Annotated in this window: 16 protein-coding genes; 7 read left to right on the top strand and 9 right to left on the bottom strand. The window is 71.5% G+C overall.

What is annotated here, in order from left to right; translation table 11 throughout:
* Positions 1-148: 148 nt before the first annotated feature.
* Complete coding sequence (locus WMF12_RS03370; protein WP_437864768.1) at positions 149-547, top strand: hypothetical protein; 399 nt, start codon at positions 149-151, stop codon at positions 545-547.
* Between the two features lie 13 nt (positions 548-560).
* On the opposite strand, the gene WMF12_RS03375 is transcribed toward WMF12_RS03370, so the two are convergent.
* Together WMF12_RS03375 and WMF12_RS03380 are read right to left on the bottom strand one after the other, a co-directional pair.
* Positions 561-2,021, bottom strand: a complete 1,461-nt coding sequence (locus WMF12_RS03375; RefSeq protein ID WP_437864777.1) for a sigma 54-interacting transcriptional regulator — start codon at positions 2,019-2,021, stop codon at positions 561-563.
* Between the two features lie 29 nt (positions 2,022-2,050).
* Positions 2,051-6,049, bottom strand: a complete 3,999-nt coding sequence (locus tag WMF12_RS03380) for a protein kinase domain-containing protein (RefSeq protein ID WP_437864788.1) — start codon at positions 6,047-6,049, stop codon at positions 2,051-2,053.
* Between the two features lie 73 nt (positions 6,050-6,122).
* Between WMF12_RS03380 and WMF12_RS03385 the strand changes: the two genes are divergently transcribed.
* Positions 6,123-6,590, top strand: a complete 468-nt coding sequence (locus WMF12_RS03385; protein WP_437873830.1) for a hypothetical protein — start codon at positions 6,123-6,125, stop codon at positions 6,588-6,590.
* Positions 6,591-6,714: 124 nt separating this feature from the next.
* On the opposite strand, the gene WMF12_RS03390 is transcribed toward WMF12_RS03385, so the two are convergent.
* Positions 6,715-7,587 carry an oxidoreductase gene (locus WMF12_RS03390; protein ID WP_437864795.1) on the bottom strand — a complete coding sequence of 291 codons (873 nt, stop codon included), beginning with the start codon at positions 7,585-7,587 and terminating at the stop codon, positions 6,715-6,717.
* A 93-nt stretch (positions 7,588-7,680) separates the two neighbouring features.
* Here WMF12_RS03390 and WMF12_RS03395 point away from each other — a divergent pair, with 93 nt between their 5' ends.
* Positions 7,681-8,595: a LysR family transcriptional regulator gene (locus WMF12_RS03395; protein WP_437864803.1), complete on the top strand. Its 915-nt coding sequence runs from the start codon at positions 7,681-7,683 to the stop codon at positions 8,593-8,595.
* Positions 8,596-8,645: 50 nt separating this feature from the next.
* Here WMF12_RS03395 and WMF12_RS03400 read toward each other — a convergent pair whose 3' ends face one another.
* Positions 8,646-12,083 carry a DNRLRE domain-containing protein gene (locus WMF12_RS03400; protein WP_437864812.1) on the bottom strand — a complete coding sequence of 1,146 codons (3,438 nt, stop codon included), beginning with the start codon at positions 12,081-12,083 and terminating at the stop codon, positions 8,646-8,648.
* A gap of 532 nt (positions 12,084-12,615) precedes the next feature.
* Between WMF12_RS03400 and WMF12_RS03405 the strand changes: the two genes are divergently transcribed.
* Genes WMF12_RS03405 through WMF12_RS03415 form a run of 3 tightly spaced genes read left to right on the top strand, consistent with a single transcriptional unit; the run spans position 12,616 to position 15,401 of the window.
* Positions 12,616-14,109, top strand: coding sequence for a B12-binding domain-containing radical SAM protein (locus WMF12_RS03405; RefSeq protein ID WP_437864827.1), 1,494 nt, complete (start codon positions 12,616-12,618; stop codon positions 14,107-14,109).
* 19 nt (positions 14,110-14,128) lie between these two features.
* Positions 14,129-14,965 carry an acyl-CoA desaturase gene (locus tag WMF12_RS03410; RefSeq protein ID WP_437864840.1) on the top strand — a complete coding sequence of 279 codons (837 nt, stop codon included), beginning with the start codon at positions 14,129-14,131 and terminating at the stop codon, positions 14,963-14,965.
* 10 nt (positions 14,966-14,975) lie between these two features.
* Entirely contained in the window at positions 14,976-15,401 is a 426-nt protein-coding gene (locus WMF12_RS03415; protein WP_437864845.1) for an STAS/SEC14 domain-containing protein, read from the top strand.
* A gap of 79 nt (positions 15,402-15,480) precedes the next feature.
* Here the strand turns inward: WMF12_RS03415 and WMF12_RS03420 are convergent, their stop codons facing one another.
* Positions 15,481-15,675, bottom strand: a complete 195-nt coding sequence (locus WMF12_RS03420) for a GFA family protein (RefSeq protein WP_437864851.1) — start codon at positions 15,673-15,675, stop codon at positions 15,481-15,483.
* A gap of 340 nt (positions 15,676-16,015) precedes the next feature.
* Here WMF12_RS03420 and WMF12_RS03425 point away from each other — a divergent pair, with 340 nt between their 5' ends.
* Positions 16,016-16,414, top strand: coding sequence for a hypothetical protein (locus WMF12_RS03425; protein ID WP_437864856.1), 399 nt, complete (start codon positions 16,016-16,018; stop codon positions 16,412-16,414).
* A gap of 137 nt (positions 16,415-16,551) precedes the next feature.
* Here the strand turns inward: WMF12_RS03425 and WMF12_RS03430 are convergent, their stop codons facing one another.
* The 4 genes from WMF12_RS03430 to bioA all read right to left on the bottom strand — a co-directional run bounded on the left by WMF12_RS03430 (position 16,552) and on the right by bioA (position 21,248).
* Positions 16,552-17,616, bottom strand: a complete 1,065-nt coding sequence (locus WMF12_RS03430) for a Vgb family protein (RefSeq protein ID WP_437864864.1) — start codon at positions 17,614-17,616, stop codon at positions 16,552-16,554.
* A 678-nt stretch (positions 17,617-18,294) separates the two neighbouring features.
* Positions 18,295-19,140 (bottom strand): GFA family protein, encoded by an 846-nt coding sequence (locus WMF12_RS03435; protein WP_437864872.1) that lies wholly within the window; start codon positions 19,138-19,140, stop codon positions 18,295-18,297.
* Positions 19,141-19,332: 192 nt separating this feature from the next.
* The gene (locus tag WMF12_RS03440) at positions 19,333-19,695 is read right to left on the bottom strand and encodes a hypothetical protein (RefSeq protein ID WP_437864877.1); all 363 of its coding nucleotides are present in this window, start codon (positions 19,693-19,695) and stop codon (positions 19,333-19,335) included.
* 269 nt (positions 19,696-19,964) lie between these two features.
* Positions 19,965-21,248 carry an adenosylmethionine--8-amino-7-oxononanoate transaminase gene (gene bioA / locus WMF12_RS03445; RefSeq protein WP_437864888.1) on the bottom strand — a complete coding sequence of 428 codons (1,284 nt, stop codon included), beginning with the start codon at positions 21,246-21,248 and terminating at the stop codon, positions 19,965-19,967.
* Between the last annotated feature and the right edge of the window lie 58 nt (positions 21,249-21,306).

Consider the following 21,306-nt stretch of genomic DNA (forward strand, 5'->3'; position numbering starts at 1 on the left):
AGTGCGAGACAAGGTGTGATATATGTCGCCCATGAAGGTTGGGGGAACTCATCTCATCACAGTTGCCGCGTTTCTCGCCTGTGGGTGCGCCTCCTCTTCGCCGCCCTCGCCCTCGACGCCGGAGCGCCTGGGGGGCGGTGCCCCGGTAGTGGCCGTCGCTCAGCCGGCGGCCCCGGCCGGCGACACCGCCGCGGCGGGCCCTGCCGGTCCCCGGAGCCGCCGCTACCCCTTGGAAGAGCTGCGCAGGGTGGCCCGCGTCGCGTCCGCGCGTTGCAAGAAGGCGAATGCGTCCTCGGACTCGGCGTGTCTCCTCACCGAGGCCACACCATTCCTCAAATACCGGCCCGAGGACCCGGATTGCCGTTACGTGTCGGGGACCGCGCTGTCCGTCGCCGAGTGCTCCGATTTCGAGGAGGGCTGCCAGAGCGTGGACGCGAAGGATCTCGACCACCAGCTCGCGGCCCTGCAGAACGCCGGCAAGGACTGCAATCGCGAGCCGACCGACTCCGAGCGGGCAGAGCTGCTGAAGCTCCTCGGCACGAAGTGAGGCCCGGCGCGCGTCAGCGCGTGGCCTTGCCCTTGCGCGGCCGCGGGATGCCGTAGGCGCTCAGCCGGGCCACGAAGGTGCGGCGGGGCATGCCGAGGAGTGCCGCGGCCTGCGTCTGGTTCCCCGCGCACTGCTCCAGCGCGTCGACGATCCGCCGCCGCTCGATCGCGTCGAGCTCGCCCCGCAGACCGCCCGCGCCCTCGGCCGGGGGTGGCGCGGTGGCCTCGGCGGGCACCGCCGCGGAGCGCGCCTCGGCGGGCGCCGCCGCGGGGTGCGCCTCGACGGGCCCCGCCGCGAGGCGCGCCTCGGAGGGCGGCAGCGCGGCGGCGGCGTCGAGCAGGAGGTGCTCCGGGAGCAGCGTGTCCCCGCCGGAGAGCACGACCGCGCGCTCGATGACGTTGCGCAGCTCGCGGATGTTGCCGGGCCAGCGGTGCGCCTCCAGCGCGGCGAGCGTCTCGGGGGCGAACGCCGGCGCCGGGCGCCCGACGGCGCTCGCGGTCCGGTCGGCGATCGCGCGCGCGAGCGGCGCGATCTCGGCGATGCGCGCCCGGAGCGGCGGGATCGTCAGCGCGATGCCGTTCAGCCGGAAGAACAGATCCTCCCGGAAAGCGCCCCGCTTCACCTCGGCGGCCAGATCGCGGTTCGTCGCCGAGAGGAAGCGCACGTCGATGGGCCGCGGGCTCAGGCCCCCGACGCGCATCACCTTCCGTTCCTCGAGCACGCGCAGGAGCTTCACCTGGATGCTGGGCGGCAGCTCGCCCACCTCGTCGAGCAGCACCGTGCCCTTCTCGGCCGTCTCCAGGAGGCCCGGCTTCGCCTGGACCGCGCTCGTGAACGCGCCCCGCTCGTGGCCGAACAGCTCGCTCTCGAGGAGCGACTCCGAGAGCGCCGCGCAGTTGAGCCGCACGAAGGGCCCCTGCGCGCGCGGCGAGCGCCGGTGGATGTGCTCGGCCAGCACCTCCTTGCCGGCGCCCGTCTCGCCGAGCAAGATCACGGTGATCGGCGCGCCGGCCACGCGCTCGGCCAGCGCGTAGAGCCGCTCCATGGCCGGGTCGAGCACGATGGGCTGGCCCGGCCCCTGGCCCGGCGCCGCGCTCGCGGCGCCCTCGCGCGGCAGGATCACGATCAGCGTCGAGCCGAGGTTCACCGCGTCCCCGACCGCGAGCTCCATCGTCTTGCCCTGCTCGGGCTGGAGCTCCAGGAGCTTGGTCGTCGGCCCGGCGCTGCGCTCGCGGCGGAGGCGGGTCCCGTTCGCGCTCCCGAGGTCCTCGATCGCGATGGGCGGGCCGAGGTGGATGATCGCGTGCCGGCGCGAGACGGAGCTGTCGTCGATCGGGACGTCGTTCTCCGGCGACCGGCCGAGCGACACCCGGCCCTCGGCAGGCAGCGGGTGCCGCGTCACGCGGCCCCCGGCGAACACCGCGAGCTCCAGGGCGCCCTGTACATCGTTCCGGGTGGACTTCGCGGCGGCCACGGTTCTCTCCCTGTTCACTGCGGCTGGTTTTACCTCGTCGCGCCGCCCCCGTCTGCTCGCGTCTCGAGCCACGCGCGCGCGAGCGCCAGCGTGCGTACGTGCGCGTTGATGTCCTCCAGAAAACTCCGCCGGTAGGCGGGATCCGCGATCTTGTCGGCGCGGGCGAGCAGCTCGGCGCGCGCCTCGCGGAGGACCTCACGGGCCGCCTCGACCTCGCCGCTCTCGTGGAGCGCCTCGGCCAGCAGCGCGGGGACCACCTCCTGCCGCAGCACAAAGAGACACGCGGTCGACCGCTCCAGGGCGAACGCCTCGCGGGCCAGCGCGGCGGCCTCCGCCGCCCGCCCCTGCCGGAGCCGGATCTCGGCGAGCAGCGAGAGGCGCACGGACTGAAAGAAGGGCACCAGCCTGGCGGCATCCCCGACGGCGCGCACCTCCTCCTCCGCCCCGGCGAGATCCCCTCGCTCGAGGCGGCATTCCGAGAGGAGCAGGCGCGCCTGCGTCGTGTAAGAGAACCCGCTGGAGGCCGAGGCTCTGCGGAGCATCGTGCCGGCCTGCTCCTGCGCTTCCGTGACCCGCCGTTGCTCCAGCAGCCCCATGATCCGGAACGAGAGCGCCGTCAGCGCGACGTAGGCCGGCGCGTGCTCCACCGCGAGCAGCGCGTCGAAGGCCTGCTCGGCGAGCTCGAAAGCGCCGAGCCTCAGCTCGTTCTGGGCCGCATACAGCCGCACCATCATGATGTGGAAGCGATCGCCGAGGGCCTCGATGTGCTCCTTCGCGGTGCGGCACCGCTGGAGCGCTCCCCATGCATCTCGCTCGGCGTGGGCGCACCACCACGCCCGCACCATGTCGATCGCGGCCCAGGCGATGTGATCATCCCCCGCGATCGGCGCGACGTCCTGCTCGATCCTGTGCAGGTAGCGCCGCGCCAGGTCGGGCATCCCCTCCCAGAGCACGGCGTGGAAGGTGATGGGGGTCCAGGTGACCAGCACCAGCCGGGGATCGACGGGGAGATCCGCGGGGGGCGCGCGCTGGATCAGGTCGCGGGCGGCCTGCCGGTCACCCGCGTAGACCGCGCCGAGGAGCGCGATCGCCAGGGCCCTCCCGTGGTGCTCGCTGCCTGGCGACAAGCTCTCCAGCGCAGCGAGCGCGTGCGCGCAGGACTGCGCCAGGTCGTCGAGGTGGAACAGCAGCTCCGACAGCAGGATATGGAGCTCGGCCAGCACCTCCCCCGCGGGCTCGCAGGCGATACCCCGCCGGGCGCGCGCGAGCACCGCCGGCACATCGGCCGCGAGCCGCGCCTTGTCGGCCGCCTGCAGGTAGAACCCCGCCGCCCGCGCCGTCTCCCCGCCGCGCTCGAAATGCTCGGCCAGCACCATCGGATCCTGCTCGCCCGCCTGGAGGAGCCATTCCCCCGCGAGCCTGTGCCCGACGCGCCTGTCGCGGTCGGTGAGCATGGCGTAGGCGCCCTCCCGCAGGAGCGCGTGCCGGAACGCGATCTCCTCCTGGCCCGCGAAGCACGGCGTCCGACGGCGCTCGAGGATCTCGCGCTCGAAGAGCTCGGCCCAGGCGTCGTTCTCCCGCGCGCCGGGCGCCGGGGAGCCCGAGAGCGCGCGCACGCCCCAGGTCCAGCACACCTCGCCAAAGACGCTCGCGGCCCGGAGCAGCCGCCGCTCCTCCGACCCCAGCGCCGCGAGCCGCGCCTCCACCATCCCCAGCACCGTCTCCGGCAGCGCGCCGCCCCGCCCCTCGGCGACCGCCCGGATCAGCTCCTCGAGGTAGAACGCGTTCCCGTCGGCCTGCGCCACGATGGTGGCGGCGGTCTGCGCGTCGATCGCCTCGCCGAGCGCGCTCCGCACGAGCAGCTCGGCGGCCCGGGCGGGCAGGGGGCGCAGCTGGATCTCCGAGCGCCCCCGCTCCACCCAGAGCCGGGGGAAGAGGTCGTGGACCTCGGGCCGCGCGAAGGCGACGACCACGAACGGCCGATCGCAGAGCTCACGCAGCGCCCGATCGAAGATCCGCACCGAGGGTGCGTCCCCCCAGTGCAGGTCTTCCAGCACCACCAGCATGGGCTGCGCGTCCGTCACCGCGCGCGCATGATCGAGGTACGCCTGCTCGACGCGCTCCGCCATGAGCGCCGGGCTCTGACGCGCCGCTCGCAGGAGCGGCCGGTCATCGTCCAGGAACGGCGCGCCGATCAGCTCTCCGAGGAACGCCGCCACCCGCGGGCGATCGGCCTCGGCGAGGAGGCGGCACGCGGCTCGCTCGAGCTTCTCGCGGCGCGCCGGGGCGGCCTCGCCCGCCGCGATCCCGAGCGCGTTGCGCAGCGCCCCGGCCAGCATCGCGAACGCCGAGCCCGCGCCGATGGAGTCGCCGCGGCCCACGCCGAGGTCCATGGCAGGGTAGCGCCGCTTCAGCAGCTCCAAGAGCTCGTGGCGCAGGCGCGACTTGCCCATCCCCGCCGCCGCAGTCACCAGCGCCACCGCGGCCTGCCGATCCTCGAAGCTCCCCTCGACGGTCTGGAGGAGGCCGCGCAGCTCGCGGTCGCGGCCCACGTAGGGGCTCGGCCTGCCGAGCAGCTTGCGCGCCGCCTCGCCGACCTCGCGCTCCGCAAGCAGCCAGAGCGCTCCCCCTTGCTCCAGCACGTCGAAGCGCATGTCGAGCAACGCCACCGTGATCGCGTCGATCTGGACGCCCTCGTGGCGCTCCTCGCGCCCGTCCGCGCGGCCGGCCCGCGAGGGCGCCTCGAACAGCGAGGCCGCCCGCTCCAGCACCTCGCCGAGCGGTATGCGCCCCGTGTCCTCGGCCCGGCCCGTCACCAGCGCGACGTTCCACGCGCCCGTCGGCAGGGTCGCGTGGATCCGCAGCGCGCAGCGGGCCGCGAGCGAGGCCGCGTCGGTCGCGCTGCCCGCGCCGGTCACCGTCGCCACCACCGTCCCGTCGCAGAGCTGCTCCACCCGCGCGCCCAGCGGGGCCGCGACGCACCGCACCTGCGCGAGCGCGTCGAGGGACACCGCGCTGAGCGGCACGGTCTCCTGCAAGGGGCTCGGCCGCTCGCGGACCGGCTGGATCGCCACGATCGAGATCAGCCGCTTCTCGTCCCCGGTGATCGGCGCGACGCTCCGATCCGCCGGGGTCGCGCCGCCGCTCGCGTCCCTGATCCCGTCGAGGAGCTGCGCCACCGCGGCGCCCTCGCCCGGCCGCGCGGCCGGCTCCTTGGCCAGCATCCGCGCCACCAGGTGATCGAGCTCCGCGGGCATCTCGGGCCGCAGCTCCCGCAGGCGCGGCGGCTCCTCCATCAGCAGCTTGGCGAGCAGCGCCATCACGTGCTGCCCGTGGAACGCCGGCAGCCCGGTCAGGCACTCGAACAGCACGCAGCCGAGCGAGAAGACGTCGGCGCGCGCGTCGAGCAGCGCGTGGTCCCCACGCGCCTGCTCCGGCGCCATGTACCCGGGCGTGCCGAGCACGTTGCCCGTCTGCGTCAGCCGCGTCGCCGCCGCGTGCAGGCGCGCGATCCCGAAATCGAGCACCTTCACGCGCTCGATCGAGCCATCCACGAGGAACAGGTTGCTCGGCTTGACGTCGCGGTGGACGATCCCGCGCGCGTGCGCCGTCCCGAGCGCTCCGGCCGCGGCGCGCACGACGGCGAGCGCCTCCTCGAGGCGCAGCGCTCCGCGCAGAAGGCGCTCCGAGAGCGTCTCCCCCGCGAGCCACTCCATCACGAGGTACGGCTGACCCGACGGCGCCGTCCCGTGGGTCACGTAGCGCACGATGTGCGGGTGCTCGAGGCCCGAGAGCATGTGCGCCTCGTGGACGAAGCGCGCCGCCGAGTGCGCGTCGGCCTCGCGCAGCAGCTTGAGCGCCACGGTCGCGCCGCTCGCCCGGTCGCGGGCCCGGTAGACCGTCCCCATCCCTCCGGCGCCGGCCAGCGCGTTCACTTCGAAGCGGCCGTCGATCACGCTGTCCGGGAGCATCGAGGAGGAGCTTGCCTCCTCGCTCGCCGCCGCCGCAAGGGCGGCGACCCGATCCACGTCGGGCCAGCGAGCCTCCGGTCCGGGGCGGCTCGATTGCGGGTGATGAGGCGGATATGATACGTCTCGCGTGATGATGCCTGGGGGGTTGTTGCTCGTCCTCGCCGGCGCATGCGCGCTCCTCGCGGGCGCGTGCTCCGGAGCGCCGCAGCCCGCCGCGGGCCCGCGGGCCGCGGGCGCCTCGAGCGCCGAGCCCGCCCGCCCCCGGATACCCATGTATCCGGCGGCCGAGCTGGACCGGATGGCGCGCATCGCCGCCGCGCGCTGCAAGAAGGCGAACACGCCGTCGGACGCGGCGTGTCTCGTCACGAACGCCTCCACCTTCCTGAGGTACCCACCCGGGGATCCCGATTGCCGCTATGTCGCGGGGACCGCGCTCTCGGTCGCCGAGTGCTCCGAGTTCGAGGAAGGATGCCTGAGCGTGGATCCCCAGGATCTCGTCCGCCAGCTCGATGTCCTGCAGAGCGCCGGGAAGGACTGCCAGCGCGAGCCGACCGACGCCGAGCGCGCCGAGGTGCTGCGGCGCGCCGGCGCGAAGTGACGCGCTGGCCCGAGGCGAGGGCGCCAGCCTGAAGCGCTCTAATTCAGCGTGGGAATGTCCCCGTCCTGCCACTTGGCCGCGTCGAACGTGAAGCTCTCGGTGAACAGGTCGGCCGTGCTCACGGCTAGGAAGTTTCCGCGCCGCTCGCCGCGGCGTCCACCGTGGTGTCGAGCGCGATCGCCTCGGTACGGTCGACGTCGGCCGCGACGCGGGCGAGCTTCGCGCGGATGCCGCTCACCGCGTCGGCGCCGAGCGGCAGGCGGAGCGGCATCGGGTCGAGGCCGATCGCATCGATGATCGCGCGCGCCGCCTTCGCTGGATCGCCCGGCTGCGATCCGTCGGACCCGGCCGCGTACGCGCGCGTCGCGCCGACGGTGGGCGCGTAGGCGTCGAGCGCCGGCATCGACCGGAAGGCGCCCCCGAAGAGGCGCGTGCGGAACGCGCCCGGCTCGACGATGAGGACGCGGACGCCGAGCGGCGCGAGCTCGGCGGCCATGCACTCCGAGAGCCCCTCGAGCGCGTGCTTCGCGGCGCAATAGGCGCCGAAGCCGGGCCCCGTCGTGAGGCCGCCCATGCTCGTGATCTGGACGATCGCGCCGCTCTTGCGGCCGCGCATGTGCGGCAGCACCTCGCGGGTGAGCGCCACGGCGCCGAAGAACATCGCCTCCATCGCGGCGCGGAGCTCCTCCTCGCTGGTCTCCTCGACCGCGCCGACCAGGCTGTAGCCCGCGTTGTTCACGAGCACGTCGATCCGGCCAAAGCGCGCGAGCGCCGCGGCGACGCCGCGGCGGATGTCGTCCGGCTTCGTGACGTCCAGCTTCACGACCTCGACGCGCCCTGGCGCCTCGGCCGCGAGGCCCGCGAGCGCGCCCTCGCCGCGCGCCGCCGCCACGACCGAGTCGCCACGCCGGAGCGCCTCCTCGGCGATCGCGCGGCCGAAGCCCGAGGACGCGCCGGTGATGAACCAGATCCTGGATCCGCTGTTTGCAGTGCTCATGGGTCTCTCTCCTCTGCCTTCGACGGGGAGCCTACGCCGCGGCGCTGTGCCGAAAAACGGGGTGAATCTGCACGGGATGTTAAGCTGCGCTTCATGATCCAGGACGACCTGGCGGGCCTGTCGGTGCTCCTCGTCGTGGCCGAGAAGCGGAGCTTCACCCGAGCGGCGGCGGAGCTGCGCGTGACGCCCTCGGCGGTGAGCCAGACGATCACCGGGCTCGAGCGGCGGCTCGGCGTGCGGCTCCTCCAGCGCACGACGCGCAGCGTGGGCCTGACCGAGGCCGGCGCCCGCTTCCTCGAGCGGCTCCGGCCCGCGCTCGCCGAGGTCCGCGCCTCGTTCGAGGCGCTCGACGAGCTGCGCGAAAGGCCCGCCGGGACGCTGCGGCTGAACGTCCCGAGGATCGCGTGCCGGCAGGTGATCGAGCCGGTGCTCGCGGCGTTCGTCGCGGCCTACCCGGAGATCCGCGTCGACGTGGCGATCGAGGACGGGCTCGCGGATATCGTCGCTCAAGGGTTCGACGCGGGCATCCGCCTCGGCGAGACGCTCGACAGCGAGATGATCGCGGTCCGTATCAGCGAGGACCAGCGCATCGCCGTCGTGGGGTCGCCGGCGTATCTTTCAGCGCGCGCGAAGCCAAAGCACCCGCGCGACCTGCACGCGCACGAGTGCATCAACTACCGGCAGATCACGAGCCAGAACGTCTACAGGTGGGAGTTCACCGAGAACGGGAAGGACTTCGACATCGCGGTGAGCGGTCCTCTCGTGTGCAACGATCCCGATCTCATGGTCCGCGCCGCGGTCGACGGCATCGGGCTCGCCTACGTCCTGGAGGCGACGGTGCGGGACGAGCTCCACGGCAAGCGCCTCGCCCGCGTCCTCGAGGGCTTCTGTCCGCCCTTCCCGGGGTACTTCCTTTACTATCCGAGCCGGGCGCACGTGCCGCCCAAGCTCTCGGCGTTCATCGACTTCCTGCGCAGGCGCGGGAGCCGCGGGCGGCGCGGCGGTTGAGGGATGTCACCGAGAGCGATGGGGCGGACGGGCGCTGTCGATCCGGCGGATCACTCGCCCGCGTGATAGCAGACGTCGAGCCTCGGCCTGCGCGCGGCGTCGGGATACTCGCTCGCGCGGAAGTCGGTCCTGTTGTTCGCGTCGACCAGCGCGACACCGTGGTTCGGCTGCGCGCCATCGACCCAGCCCTGCACGAGGGACGTCAGATCGGCGGTGACGAACGCGTCGGTCTGCGCCAGCGTGGCGAGGGAGGCCTCGACCGCCGGGCTGTACCCGCTGAACCCGCCCCCATGGAGCGTCGATTCCTCCCAGGCGCCGTTCACGCGGTGCACGGTCACGACGCTGCCCGCGGGCTTCCAGGCATAGGACAGCGATAGCGTCGCCGAGGTCACGCTGGAGCCCTCCGGGATGAACGACAGATCGTACGCGAGGACCGCTGTCGCCGGCTGGACCGCGCTCGCGCTGGTGATGAGGTAGGGATACGCGCCGTACGCCCAGCCCGTCGTGGGGCCCTCGACGAAGGAGTCCTGCACGCCGCCGAACGCGCCGCGACGAACGCTGACGCACTCGAGGTCGCAGGTGTTGCCGAGGCCGTCGCCGTCCGAGTCCACCTGGGAGGCGTTGGGCTCGGCCGGGCAGTTGTCGCTCGCGTCGGGCACGCCGTCGCCATCCATGTCCGGCGCGGGCGCGACGCGGAAGCGCGCGACGCCGGGGTCATGGTCGCTGGCCTGGTCGGCGAACTCCGCATTGACATGGACGACGTCGAAGCCCATGAGCTTCGGCCCGGCCAGGTTGGCGCTGACCAGCACGTGGTCGAGCGACTGGCCATTGCCGTCGAACACGTAGGTGTAGCGCTCCTCCGGCGGGAGCGTCTCGAGCAGCGTGGTCAGCCCGGCGTCCTTGAGGATGCCGAGCGGCGCCGAGAACTGGAAGTCGTTCAGGTCGCCCAGGACCACGACGTTGGCGGAAGGATCGCTGTCCAGGATCTGCCGCACGAAGCCGGCCACCACGGTGGCCTGCTGTCGCCGCTGGACCTCGCTCGAGAGGGTCGGGGGCTGGAAGCGCCCGTAGAGCGGCTCGTCGCCGCCCTTGGAGTTCCAGTGGTTGGCCACCACGAACAGCGGCTGTCCGTTCCAGCGGAACTCGCCTGCCAGCGGCTTGCGGCTGCTGGCGAAGGCCGGATTGCCCGGGTCGATGCGGCCGGGGCTGTAGCGCAGCGACACGCCGCCCGCGCCGCCGAGCACCTCGTTCGGCGTCAGGGCGCCGGCGCCCGGGCGATCGACGAACGCGAGCCCGCGGTCGGTCCGGAACAGGAAGCCCACGCGGATGTTGCCGCCGGGCTCCCCGCCGTCGGTGCCGTCGGTCGGATCGATGCTGCGGAATTGATAGGTGCTGGGCCCGCCCGGCACGGCCGCGATCGCGGCGATGAGCCGCGCGAACGTGGTCGAGGCGTCCACCACTCCATTGTTGGTCGGGCCGCTGTTGTCCTGGACCTCTTCGAGCGCGACGAGGTCGGGGCTGCCGAGGTTCTCGACGAGGATCCGCGCGAGTCGATCGAACTTGTCCTGCGGATCGCCCGGATCGAGGTTCTCGACGTTGAACGCGGCCACGTCGAGGTCGTCGGCGGTCCGCGGTCCGAGCGACGTGACCTCGCGCGAGAGCGTCGAGGTCGCCGCGGGGAGCGCCTCGTCGGCCGGCAGGAGCTTGTAGTTGGCGAAGTTGTAGTCGACCGTGCCCACGATGGGCCCGGCGAACGTGGCGCCCACGTCCAGCGCGGGCGGCGAGGCGCGCAGGGGGATCTGGAGCAGGATCCGCTCCGGGTTGAAGTCGCCGGGGCTGACGACGACGGCCCCGCGCGCGCTGCGCAGGCCGGCCGCGTCGCCCGTGGCCGCGTCGCGGTCGCCCGGGACCAGCGCGATCTCCGCGGTCCCGGAGCTCGGGAACTCGCGGGTGGGGCCCACGACGGCCGGGGCGTTGACGCTCACCCGCATGCCCTCGAGGCTCTCCCAGAAATCGATGCCGTCGGACTCGGGGTCGAAGCCGTTCGCTGCCTCGACGCTGCCGCTGGCGTCGTCCTCGATGATCTGCGTCGGGGGGCGGCGCGCGCCGGGCGCGAAGCCGATCGAGACCGGGGCCGGCAGCGCATGGCCGCTCGAGAGGACGGTGATCTGCGGGCGGGCGAGCTCGGTGACCGTCAGGTTGTGGTACGCGCTGCCGCGGGAGGGCGTGCACGGGTCCGCGCAGCCGGCGCGGTACTCCGTGACCTCGCCGGTGAGCTCGACCAGGTCGCCGACCCTCACCGACGGCGCAGCGCCGGTGAAGACGAGCAGCCCCTCGGAGGTGGCCGGATCGCCGTCCGGCGCCGTCGACTCCACGGTGAAGCCGTTGCTGCGCAGGGTCGCCACGAGGCCCGTCGTCTTCACGACCGCGCCCGAACGCGGCGAGAGGTGCGCGCGCCCCTGGATGTCGTGGATCGCGAGCGCCTGCGCCGCCTGCGCCGTGGTGAACGAGACCGACACGTCGGCGGGCAAGGGGTCGATCGTCCCGTTGCTCCCCGGGTCCTGCTCCTGCACGCCGCTCGCCCGCACGACGAGGAGGCACGCGGCGCTCGGGGGGAGCGGCTCGGCCGGCGTGAGCGTGAAGGCGAGGGGGCCGCCGCTGGCCACGAACGGGCGCGCGCTGCCCCCGCAGGAGAGCTCGAAGGCATCCGCGACGGCCACCGCCTCGCTGAACGTCACGCTCAGGCTCGCGGTCGGGTCGGCGCCCGTGGCGCCGTCGCCGGGCGCCGTCGAGGTCACCGCCGGCGGGGTGTCGCCGCCGCATTCGAGCGCGGCGGTCGAGGTGTTGCGGGGGGTAGGCGTCCCGGTCGAGAGGTCGTCGACGTTGCTGCCCGTGTCCTGGCAGCCAGCGCCCTGCCGGAGCGACGCCGTCGCGTTGGCGGTCGCCGGCGCCGGCGCGGCGCCCTCGAAGTAGCTCGCCCCGCCGAAGCCGACCAGATCCTCGATCAGCGCCTCCTGGGCCGCCGAGCAGGGCGCGGTGCCGCCGTTGCAGCCGAGGCCCGTGGCCTGCCGGACGAGGGCGACCTTGCCGGCCGAGCCGCTCATGTTGATGGGGGTCGCATCGACGAGGTCGGCGGCGGGGAGCGGCGCGCCGCTGCCAGAGCCCCCGGCCTGCTGGACGAGGAAGTACTGGCCGGGCTGCAGGGTGATCGCGGGCAGCTCCGTGAGCTGCGTCGTCGTGGCCCCGAGGGCGCCCGTGCCGCTGGCGCTCGCGTACTGGATGGACCACCCCGCGAGCGACACCGGGCTGTTCGACCGATTGAACAGCTCGACGAAGTCGTGCGTGTAGACGGCCCCAGCGTTGCCCCCGCCGCCGTACACCTGGCTGATGACCACGCGCCCGCTCGGGAGGGAGGCGGCGAGCTCGGCGGTCCCGAGCTCACCTGGGTCCGGCGAGCCGCCGCAGCCCCAGGCGGTCGCGAGCGCCATGGCCGCCGTCCATCGAACGCGGTCACGCCGGAGAAGAGAATACCCCGCGCGCGAGAGGGCGCGCGGGAACAAGGATGACTTTAGCACCATGACACCTGTTGGCCTTCGAAGACGATTGCAAGAAATGGCCGAAGCAGACAGCAGCGGCCACTTTCACGCTACGCCGGAACGTGCATTGTGAATGTCACGTCTCCATGAAATCGCAACTGGCCAGTCCGGCCGACCCCCGGAGCCCGGGATGCTGCGCGAGGAGATGTTTCGATTCGAGGATAAGTTTGTCGGGGAATCGCAACAGAGAAGACACGTCCTCGTGCGGTTCGCTGTCGCGTTCGCCGAGGTTGTGACGGCGGGGGTGGCGCCGTCGACCCGGCCGAGGTGGCTCTTGTGTCCTCATGTCGCGTGGAGTGCTCCCTGAGCTGACCCCTGCCCACCGCATGGCGCATTCGTTGTCCTCCAGCTTGCCCCCTCGTCTGTCTCCGTCCTGCTTGCCTCGAGGGTGTGATACGTCCTGAACTGAACAGGAGTGTCCTCGATGCGCATCGCGATCATCTCGACCTATACGCACCCGAGCCGTCTGCTCCGCAAGGAGCGCTCGATCATGCAATCGTCCGTGCCCGAGCTGCTCGCGGCCCTGTGCCCGCCTGACGCCGAGATCGAGCTCTACAACGAGAAGGAAAAGGACATCCCGCTCGATCGCCACTGGGACCTGGTGTTCTTCTCGTACCTGCACGCCTATTACGAGCACACCAAGGTCCTCTCCACGCTGTTTCGACGGCAAGGCATGACCACCGTGGCAGGCGGGCGGCACGCGAGCCATTTCCGCGCGGACGCGCTGCAGTACTTCGACGCCGTGGTCGCGGAGGACCCGGAGGCCAACCTCCCGGCCCTCATCGCCGATTTCCAGCGGGGCGAGCTCCAGCCCGTCTATGCGCTCCCGCCGGTGCCCCCGGAGCAGATCCCCACCTACCGCTATGACCTTGTCGATTACCGGAACAACCTCGTCCGCCTGCCCGGCATCGAGGCGTCGCGCGGCTGCCCCTTCTCCTGCAACTTCTGCGTTCTGACCGGGCACGAACAGTATCGCTATCGCCCCATCGACCACGTGATCCGGGACATCCGCGACAGGATGATCTTCAACCAGCGCATTCCCGGGGTGACCAACAACGTGTTCAGCTTCCTCGACAACAACCTGGGGGGCTCGCCCCGCTACCTGCGCGAGCTCTGCGAGGCGCTGATGCCCCTCAAGAAGATCTGGGGCTGCGCGCTCACGTTCAACGTGCTGCGCGACCCGGAGCTGGTGCGCCTCATGGGGCGGGCAGGGTGCCGCTACGTCTACACAGGGCTCGAGTCGCTGAACCCCGAGTCGATCAGCTCGATGAACAAGGGCCAGAACAAGCTGAGCGAGGTCCGGGAGGTCATCCAGCGGGCCTTCGCGAGCGGGATCGTCCTCTCCTTCGGGCTCCTCGTGGGCGCGGACGGGGACACCAACGACTACCTCGAGCGGGTGCCCGAGTACCTCCATGATCTCGGCGATCACTGCCCCACCTTCCTGGGCATCGTCTGCCCGTACCCGGAGACGCCCTTCTTCGCGCAGGTGGCGGCCGAGGGCCGGCTCCTTCCCGGGGTGATCAGCCGGGACCTCGATGGATACACCCTCTGCCACCGCCCGCCCCGGCTGCACCCCTCGGAGGTGATCGACCATTTCCAGCGCCTGAGCCGCGCGCTGGGGAGCCTCCACAACGTGGGCCGCCACGTGTGGAATCGGCTGATGACGAGCGATCTGCCCCGTTACAAGGCGTGCGTCGTCATGTCGGCGCCCGAGGTGATGAGCCTGCGCGCGCCGCTCGCCAACCGATCACGCAGCTACATCGCCGGGCGCGACCCCATCGAGGCCTGGGACGCGGAGAAGATGCGGGAGCTCGGCCTCGAGCCGCAGCGCATCGAGGCGTCGTCCTGCAGAGCGGATCCGCGCGGCCTCGCGCGGATCCGGCCCCGCCGGGCGGGCCGCACCAGCGCGGCCGCGTGAGGCCATGAGGGGATCCGCCATGAAGGGCCGCACACGCCTCGTCGCGATCGCCTACTTCGCCCTGGTGCACGCCGCCGCCATCCTCGGGCTGTTCCTGCCGATCCGGGCGAGCTTCGTTGTCGTCGCCGCCGCGCTCTACGCGGCGCTCCAGCTCTCCACCGTGGTCGGCCTGCACCGGCTGCTCTCGCACCGCGCGTTCCGTTGCCCGAAATGGGTCGAGTATGCGCTCGTGTCGGTGGCGATGATCAGCGGCCAGGGCAGCCCCATCGCGTGGGTGGCCACGCACCGGCGGCACCACGCCCACACCGATCGCGAAGGCGACGTCCACTCGCCGCGCCGCGGCCTCTGGTACGCCCACCTCGGGTGGATCCTCGACGATGGCTCGACCGACCCCCGCGATCCGGAGAAATACTGCCGCGATCTGGTCGGCGATCCCTACTACCGGTGGCTGCTCCGCTGGCGCTTCGCCCCGCAGGTCGCGGCGTTGCTGCTCGCGGGTCTCGCCCTCGGCTGGGCCGCGGTGCCCTTCGTGTTCTTCGTGCCGCTCGTGTGCTGGATGCACGCGACCTACCTGGTGAACTCCGTCTGCCACGCGGCCCGCTTCGGCGGCCGCGCGTTCGATACCCGCGACGGGAGCCGCAACGTGGGCTGGGTGGCGGCCCTGACCTTCGGCGAGGGCTGGCACAACAACCACCACGCCTTCCCGCGCGCCGCCCGGCAAGCGATGGCGCCGGGGCAGCACGACCTCGCCTTCCTGTTCATCCGCGCGCTCGCAGCGGTCGGGCTCGCCTCGGACATCCAGTCGAGCCCGGCGGACCGTGAGAGTGCGCGCCCCGCGGCGCGGCGGAGGCGCTAGCATGGTTGGCATGAGCGATCTCGGCGCCAAGGACGCGAGCCCCGATGTTCGTGATGAGCCCGACGGCATCCTGCGGGTGGAGATCCACGGCGAGGTCACGGAAGGCCGAGTGCGCGCTGTCCTCGGCGCGATCCGGCGCGTGGCGGAGAGCGGCCGCGACGTCCTGGTGCTCGCCGACGCGCGTCACATGGGACCTGTCTCGGCGCAGGCGCGCAAGGCGGTGACGGAAGAAATGCGGGGAGCGCGTGTCGATGCGGTCGCGATGGTCGGAGCGAGCTTTCCCATGCGCGTGATCGTGGCGCTCCTCGCGAAGGGCGTGCAAATGCTCACAGGACAGCCCTACCCTCAGCAGTTCTTCGACACCGAGGGCGAGGCGCGCGCGTGGCTGCTCGCTCGGCGAGACGCGCTCCGGGCCGGGCGGCGCCCGGGCACCTGAGTGACCGCGCGTGTGCGCGGGGGCGTTTCAGGACAGCTCGTACGGTGACGGTGCCGTGGCAGATCGCGTGATCGCGGCGTCAGGCCTGGGGCGGGTACTCAGCGAACCGCGGCAGGTCGTCGGTGATCGGGAACCAGCTCGCCTTGGAGTCGACGAAGATGTGGGCTGCGGGGCGGATGCCGGGATCGGTGTCGAGCGTGCCCGCGGGCACCACGGCGAAGCCGCGCTCGGGTGATTGGCGCGGGGCGCGCCGCCGCAGCGCTGACCCGACCAAGGTTCCTCCTGTGTCCTTATGTCGTGTGGAGTGCTCCCTGGACTGACCCCTGCCCAGCGTTTGGCGCATTCGTGGCTCTCCTGCTCGCCCCCTCGTCAATAGTATCGCTATCGCCTCATCGACCACGTGATCCGGGACATCCGCGACCGGATGATCTTCAACCAGCGCATCCCGGGGGTGACCAACGATGTGTTCAGCTTCCTCGACAACAACCTGGGGGGCTCGCCCCGCTACCTGCGGGAGCTCTGCGAGGCGCTGATGCCGCTCAAGAAGATCTGGGGCTGCGCGCTCACGTTCAACGTGCTGCGCGACCCGGAACTGGTCCGCCTCATGGGGCGGGGTGGGCTGCCGCTATGTCTACACCGGGCTCGAGTCGCTGAACCCCGAGTCGATCAGCTCGATGAACAAGGGCCAGAACAAGCTGAGCGAGGTCAGGGAGGTCATCCAGCGGGGCTTCGCGAGCGGGATCGTCCTCTCCTTCGGGCTTCTGGTGGGCGCGGACGGGGACACCAACGACTACCTCGCGCGGGTGCCGGAGTACCTCCGTGCGGATCCGGTCCCGTCGGGCAAGCCGCTCCGCGGCGGTGGCGTGAGGGGAGGGCTGGATCGAGGGAGCCGGAGGGGCCACGCCACAGGGAAGTCACGAAAGAACGGGCGCGCGCCGTCGTCGGCGTGCTGCGGCGCGTGGCTGTTCGCTCAGCGGGACGCGCTCCGGTCCAGGCGGCGCCCGGTCGCATGACACCGGCCGCCTCCGCGGCGCGCGCCGGCTGCCTGGCGTCGGCGCGCGAATGCGGCCAGGCCAAAGGGATGTACGATCACGTGGCATGGAGAGGAGGACCCACGGCGCAAGGCGCCGCCGGCCGCGCCAGCGCTGCTCTAATGGCGACCGTAGGCCAGCGTGGCTGGATCGCTCCTGCCGAAGACGAGGTAGTTCGGCGCCTCAATGATGCCCTCCGGGATGAACACGGTATACTCCTTCGTGGTTACATCGTAACGGCGCACCTCACCAGCGAACGGCAACGTCGACGTGATGACGGTCACGTAGAGGAAATCATCGGGGCCGAAGACGAGGGCCTGCGCGAACTCGCGCGGCGCACCAGGCTCGTTGAGGGGGATCTGGTCGACGCATTCGCCGGTGTCACCGTTGAAGATCAGGATCCGGTCGAGGTCGCTCGGGCTCGCCCGGAAGCTCACTACGTAGAGTCGGTTGTCAGGGCCGAAGACCAGACCTTCAGGGCGGTTGAGGTCGCACGGGAAGTCGCCTTCGGGGACGAAGACTTCCACGAATCCGCTTTCAGGATCGAAACGCAGCACTCTTCCGCCGGGGGCAGTGCCCCCTCCCGCGTTCCTGACGGTGACGTACAGATCGCCGTCCGGACCGAAGACGATGCCGGTAGGATAGAAGTCGTCCGTATAACCCGCCGTGCTCAGGTCGCCCAAGAACGCGCCGCTCCCTACACGATAGAGAGAGATCGACCCCTCTTCCCCGGTGGCGGGCTGGCCCTGGTTGGCCACGTAGAGAATGCCTGAACGAACGACGATGCCCCGAGGTGTCAGCGGGGCGTCAGGATCGTCCCTCGGAACGATCGCGCGTGTGAACCGGCCGGTCGGGCCGACGTAGCGCAAAATCTCGCCGTTGACGGGCAGCGCGGCGTTCTGATTGGCGACGAGCAGTGAGCCGCGACCGATGGTGATGACCCCGTTCGGCCTCCGCAGCGCAGGGCCTGACTCGACCGTCCCGAGAAGGGCGCCTGTCTCTGCATCGAAGCGAACGACCGTGTCGCCGAATGAATCGGAGACATAGAGATAGTCGTTCGTCGTACCATATCGGAGGACATCGTCGTCCTCAGCCGCAGCTCCCTCCGGAGGAGCGACGGAGAAGCCGACCGCGAGCACCGCGACGAACATGGAAACGACAAAGGCAGAACGAGAAAACGTCATGTGTGACCCTCCCTTGCCAGCGCGCGGAGCCAGCCTGGGAGTCGGGACATGCGCATGGCGCATATCGCGCATTGCGGCGCATCTCCCGCGGATCCGTTGATATTCGCTGGCGGCCAACAATCCGGAATCGCGCTGGAGGAGCTAGCTACCACGAACACCGCTAGAGCGCCAACCGATGTGGCTTCGACGAGCGGGAGCATGCCCCAGCCGAACCCGAGGCGCTGCACGGAGAGAGTCGGATCCGCTCGGCGCACTGCCAGGTGATCGCGCCGGAACGAAGCGCTCGCTGCCCTCGAATACGTCTACCCTCGACCGTCTCCGCACCCCTGCTGGGAACCGTTGCGGCGCGTCGAGGTCAACGGCAGGGCGATCGTGTACGTCTACGACGCCGCCGGCGCGCGGACCTCGAAGCGCTCGACGCGCGAGCTCGGCACAGGGGGCTCATGCAGCGACTGCTCCTCCTGTCGTGTCACGCGCCGGTCGCCGCGGCGTCGATCGCGGTGTCGAGCGCGAACGCCTCGGTCCGGTCGACGTCGGCCGCAACGCTGGCGAGCTTCGCGCGGACGCCGCTCACCGCGTCGGCACCGAGCGCCAGGCGGAGCGGCTTCGGCTCGAGCCCCGAGGAGCCGCAGACCGTGCTTCCGGTGATGCGCCTCAGCCGATCGCGCGCTCGCGGCGTCAGGCCTGGGGCGGGTACTCGGCGAACCGCGGCAGGTCGTCCGTGATCGGGAACCAGCTCGCCTTGGAGTCGACGAAGATGTGGGCTGCGGGGCGGATGCCGGGATCGGTGTCGAGCGTGCCCGCGGGCACCACGGCGAAGCCGCGCTCGGGTGACTGGCGCGGGGCCGCGCCGCCGCAGCGCTTGCAGAACGCGACGGTGAAGAACCGCGCGTCGGGCACCTTGTAACTCGCGATCTGCGCGTCACCGTGGATCCAGCGGAAGCTGTCCAGGGCGACGAAGACGTTGGTCGCGTGCGCGGCGCTGCGCCCGAGGCGACAGCGCGTGCAGTGGCAGCTCACCATGCGGAGGGGCGCGCCGTCGAACTCGAAAGCCACACTGCCGCACAGGCAGCTCCCCTGGGTGACGCCCTCTTTCGGCGGGGCCACGGGGCGCGAGACGACCGGCGCCTGCATCTCGGGCCGCCATTCCTCGAATTGCGGCAGGGAATCCGTGATCGTGTACCAGGGCGCCTTGGAGCCGACGAACTGGTGGAACTTCGGCTCGATCCCGAGATCGCCCTCCAGGTTGCCGGCATGGAGCACGGCGAGCTGCCTCTCGGGGCGGAGCATCGGCGTGGCCGAGCCGCAGGTGCCGCAGAAGGAGCGACGGTCGCTCGCGCAGGACGGGCGGATGGCGTCCTCGCCGGCGAGCCAGCGAAAGCCGGGCAGCGGCGCGACGACGGCCGTGGTGAACGCCGTGCCGTTGAACTTGCGGCACATCGAGCAGTGACAGTTCAGCATGGTCTGGAACGGACCGTCGATCTCGAAGCGGACCGTTCCGCATAGACACGCGCCCTTGGTCATGTTCGCATCTCCCGTGGTCGTGGGTGCTCCGTGTGCGCAGGAGCGATGGCCTGGGCGTGCACGCTAGCACGGCGGGGTTGCCAGGCGCGTCCCGATCCGACGCTCGACGCGGGCGCCCGCGCCCGCGTCAAGCGTCGGAGCCGAGCTCACGACCTCACGACGAGGCGCTCCGGGCTCTTGCTCTGGAGGATCTCACGATCTGGACGGAGCTCGACGGAGCGACATGCCTTTTCGGACGAGGTATGCGGCGATACCAAGTTGAAACAGCGCGTTGACGAGGTCACCTAGCGTGATGCTGCCGTCGCCACGGCGGCTGCCACCGATGACAGGCAATGCAGCGAAGAGGATTCCGCCGGCCAGGCATGCCGTCCCTACCCACCTGTCTTTCCTCGTGCGGCTGAGCGCGCTCGTCTCGTCCCCGGTGCCCGTCGGGACGTCTCCCGTGCCCCTGGTTGAGCCCTCGTCCGCCTGCGCGACGATGCTCTCGATCTGCTCGGGTGAGTCGGCCGCCACGAGCTGCGTGCCGCAGTCGCTGCAGACCGCCACGGAGTCCATGAACTCCGCCGGCGAGCGCGTTCGCAGTCGGTGAGGACAGGAAGGCTTGGTGCAATACTTCACGCGTACGAGTCTATGGTCCAACGAGCCGGGTCCACAAGCGGGGCCATCCGAAGCGTTCGCTTCAGTGGTGTACGCACCTTCACACATGGCGCGAACGTTCGGGACGCGATCGGTTGGCCTTGGATTGGGAGCATGAATGCGGATGTGGTCGCCCAGCCAGCGTGGGGACGCTCCGCTGCAACACGAACGCTGATGGTCGACCCGCGTCAAATCCCCGACAGCACGCCCACGATCGCCTCGCTGATACGCGATAGGTCGGCTGGCTCGATGATGTAAGGCGGCATGGTATAGACCAGCTTCCCGAAAGGCCGTAACCAGACGCCGCGCTCCACGAAGGCCGGCTGCACGCGCGCCGTGTCGACGGGCTGCTTGAGCTCGACCACGCCGATGGCGCCGAGCACGCGCACGTCGGCCACCGCGTCGAGCGCGCGGCAAGGGGCGAGCTCGCGGCGGAGCTGCGCCTCGATGGCCGAGACGCGCGCGCGCCACGGCGAGCCGAGCAGGAGCCGGACGCTGGCCAGCGCCGCGCTGCAGGCGAGCGGATTGCCCATGTACGTCGGGCCGTGCATGAACACGCGCGGCTCGTTGCCGGCGATCGTCGCGGCCACGCGCTCCGTGCAGAGCGTGGCGGCCAGGGTCATGGTGCCGCCGGTGAGGGCCTTGCCGAGGCACATGATGTCCGGCGCGACGCCCGCGTGCTGGCACGCGAACAGCTCCCCGGTGCGGCCGAAGTTGGTCGCGATCTCGTCGAAGATGAGCAGCACGCCGTGGCGGTCGCAGAGCGCGCGCAGCTCGCGCAGGTACTGCGGGTGGTAGAATCGCATCCCGCCGGCGTTCTGCGCGATCGGCTCGAGGATCACGGCGGCGACCTCGTGCGCGTGCCGCTCGAGCAGCGCGGCCATGCTGCTCAGGGCGTCCGGCGACCAGGGCGCGTCGAACGCCGGCCCGGGCGCTTCCGCGAACAGGTGTTGCACGAGCGCGCCGCGGAAGAGGTGGTGCATGCCATTGACCGGATCGGTGACCGCCATCGCGCCGAACGTGTCGCCGTGGTAGCCGGCGAGCGCGCTGATCAGGCGGCGCTTCTCGGGCTGCCCCTGCGCGATGAAGAACTGGAGAGCGAGCTTGATGGCCACCTCGACCGACACGGATCCGGAGTCGGCGAGGAAGACGCGCGTCAGCGGCTCGGGCGTGAGCGCCACCAGCGCCTCGCACAGCTCGACCGCGGGCGCGTGGGTGAGCCCGCCGAACATCACGTGGCTCATCCGCCCGAGCTGGGCGCTGATCGCCGCCGTCAGCGCCGGGTGCGCGTAGCCGTGGATGGCGGCCCACCAGGACGCCATGCCGTCGATGAGCTCGCGGCCGTCGGTCAGCGTGAGGCGAACGCCCTCCGCGCGCTCGACCGCGAAGAGCGGCGCGCTCGAGATGGGCGCGGCGTAGGGGTGCATCACGCAGCGGCGGTCGCGCGCGACGAGATCGTCTCCGCCAGGCATGGCGCTCTCCGATGGCATGGCGACGCGTCTAGCCCAGAACGCCCATCGCCACCAGGTC

This window comes from Sorangium sp. So ce363 (assembly GCF_051520435.1).
In the GTDB taxonomy this organism is placed as follows: domain Bacteria; phylum Myxococcota_A; class Polyangia; order Polyangiales; family Polyangiaceae; genus Sorangium; species Sorangium cellulosum_B.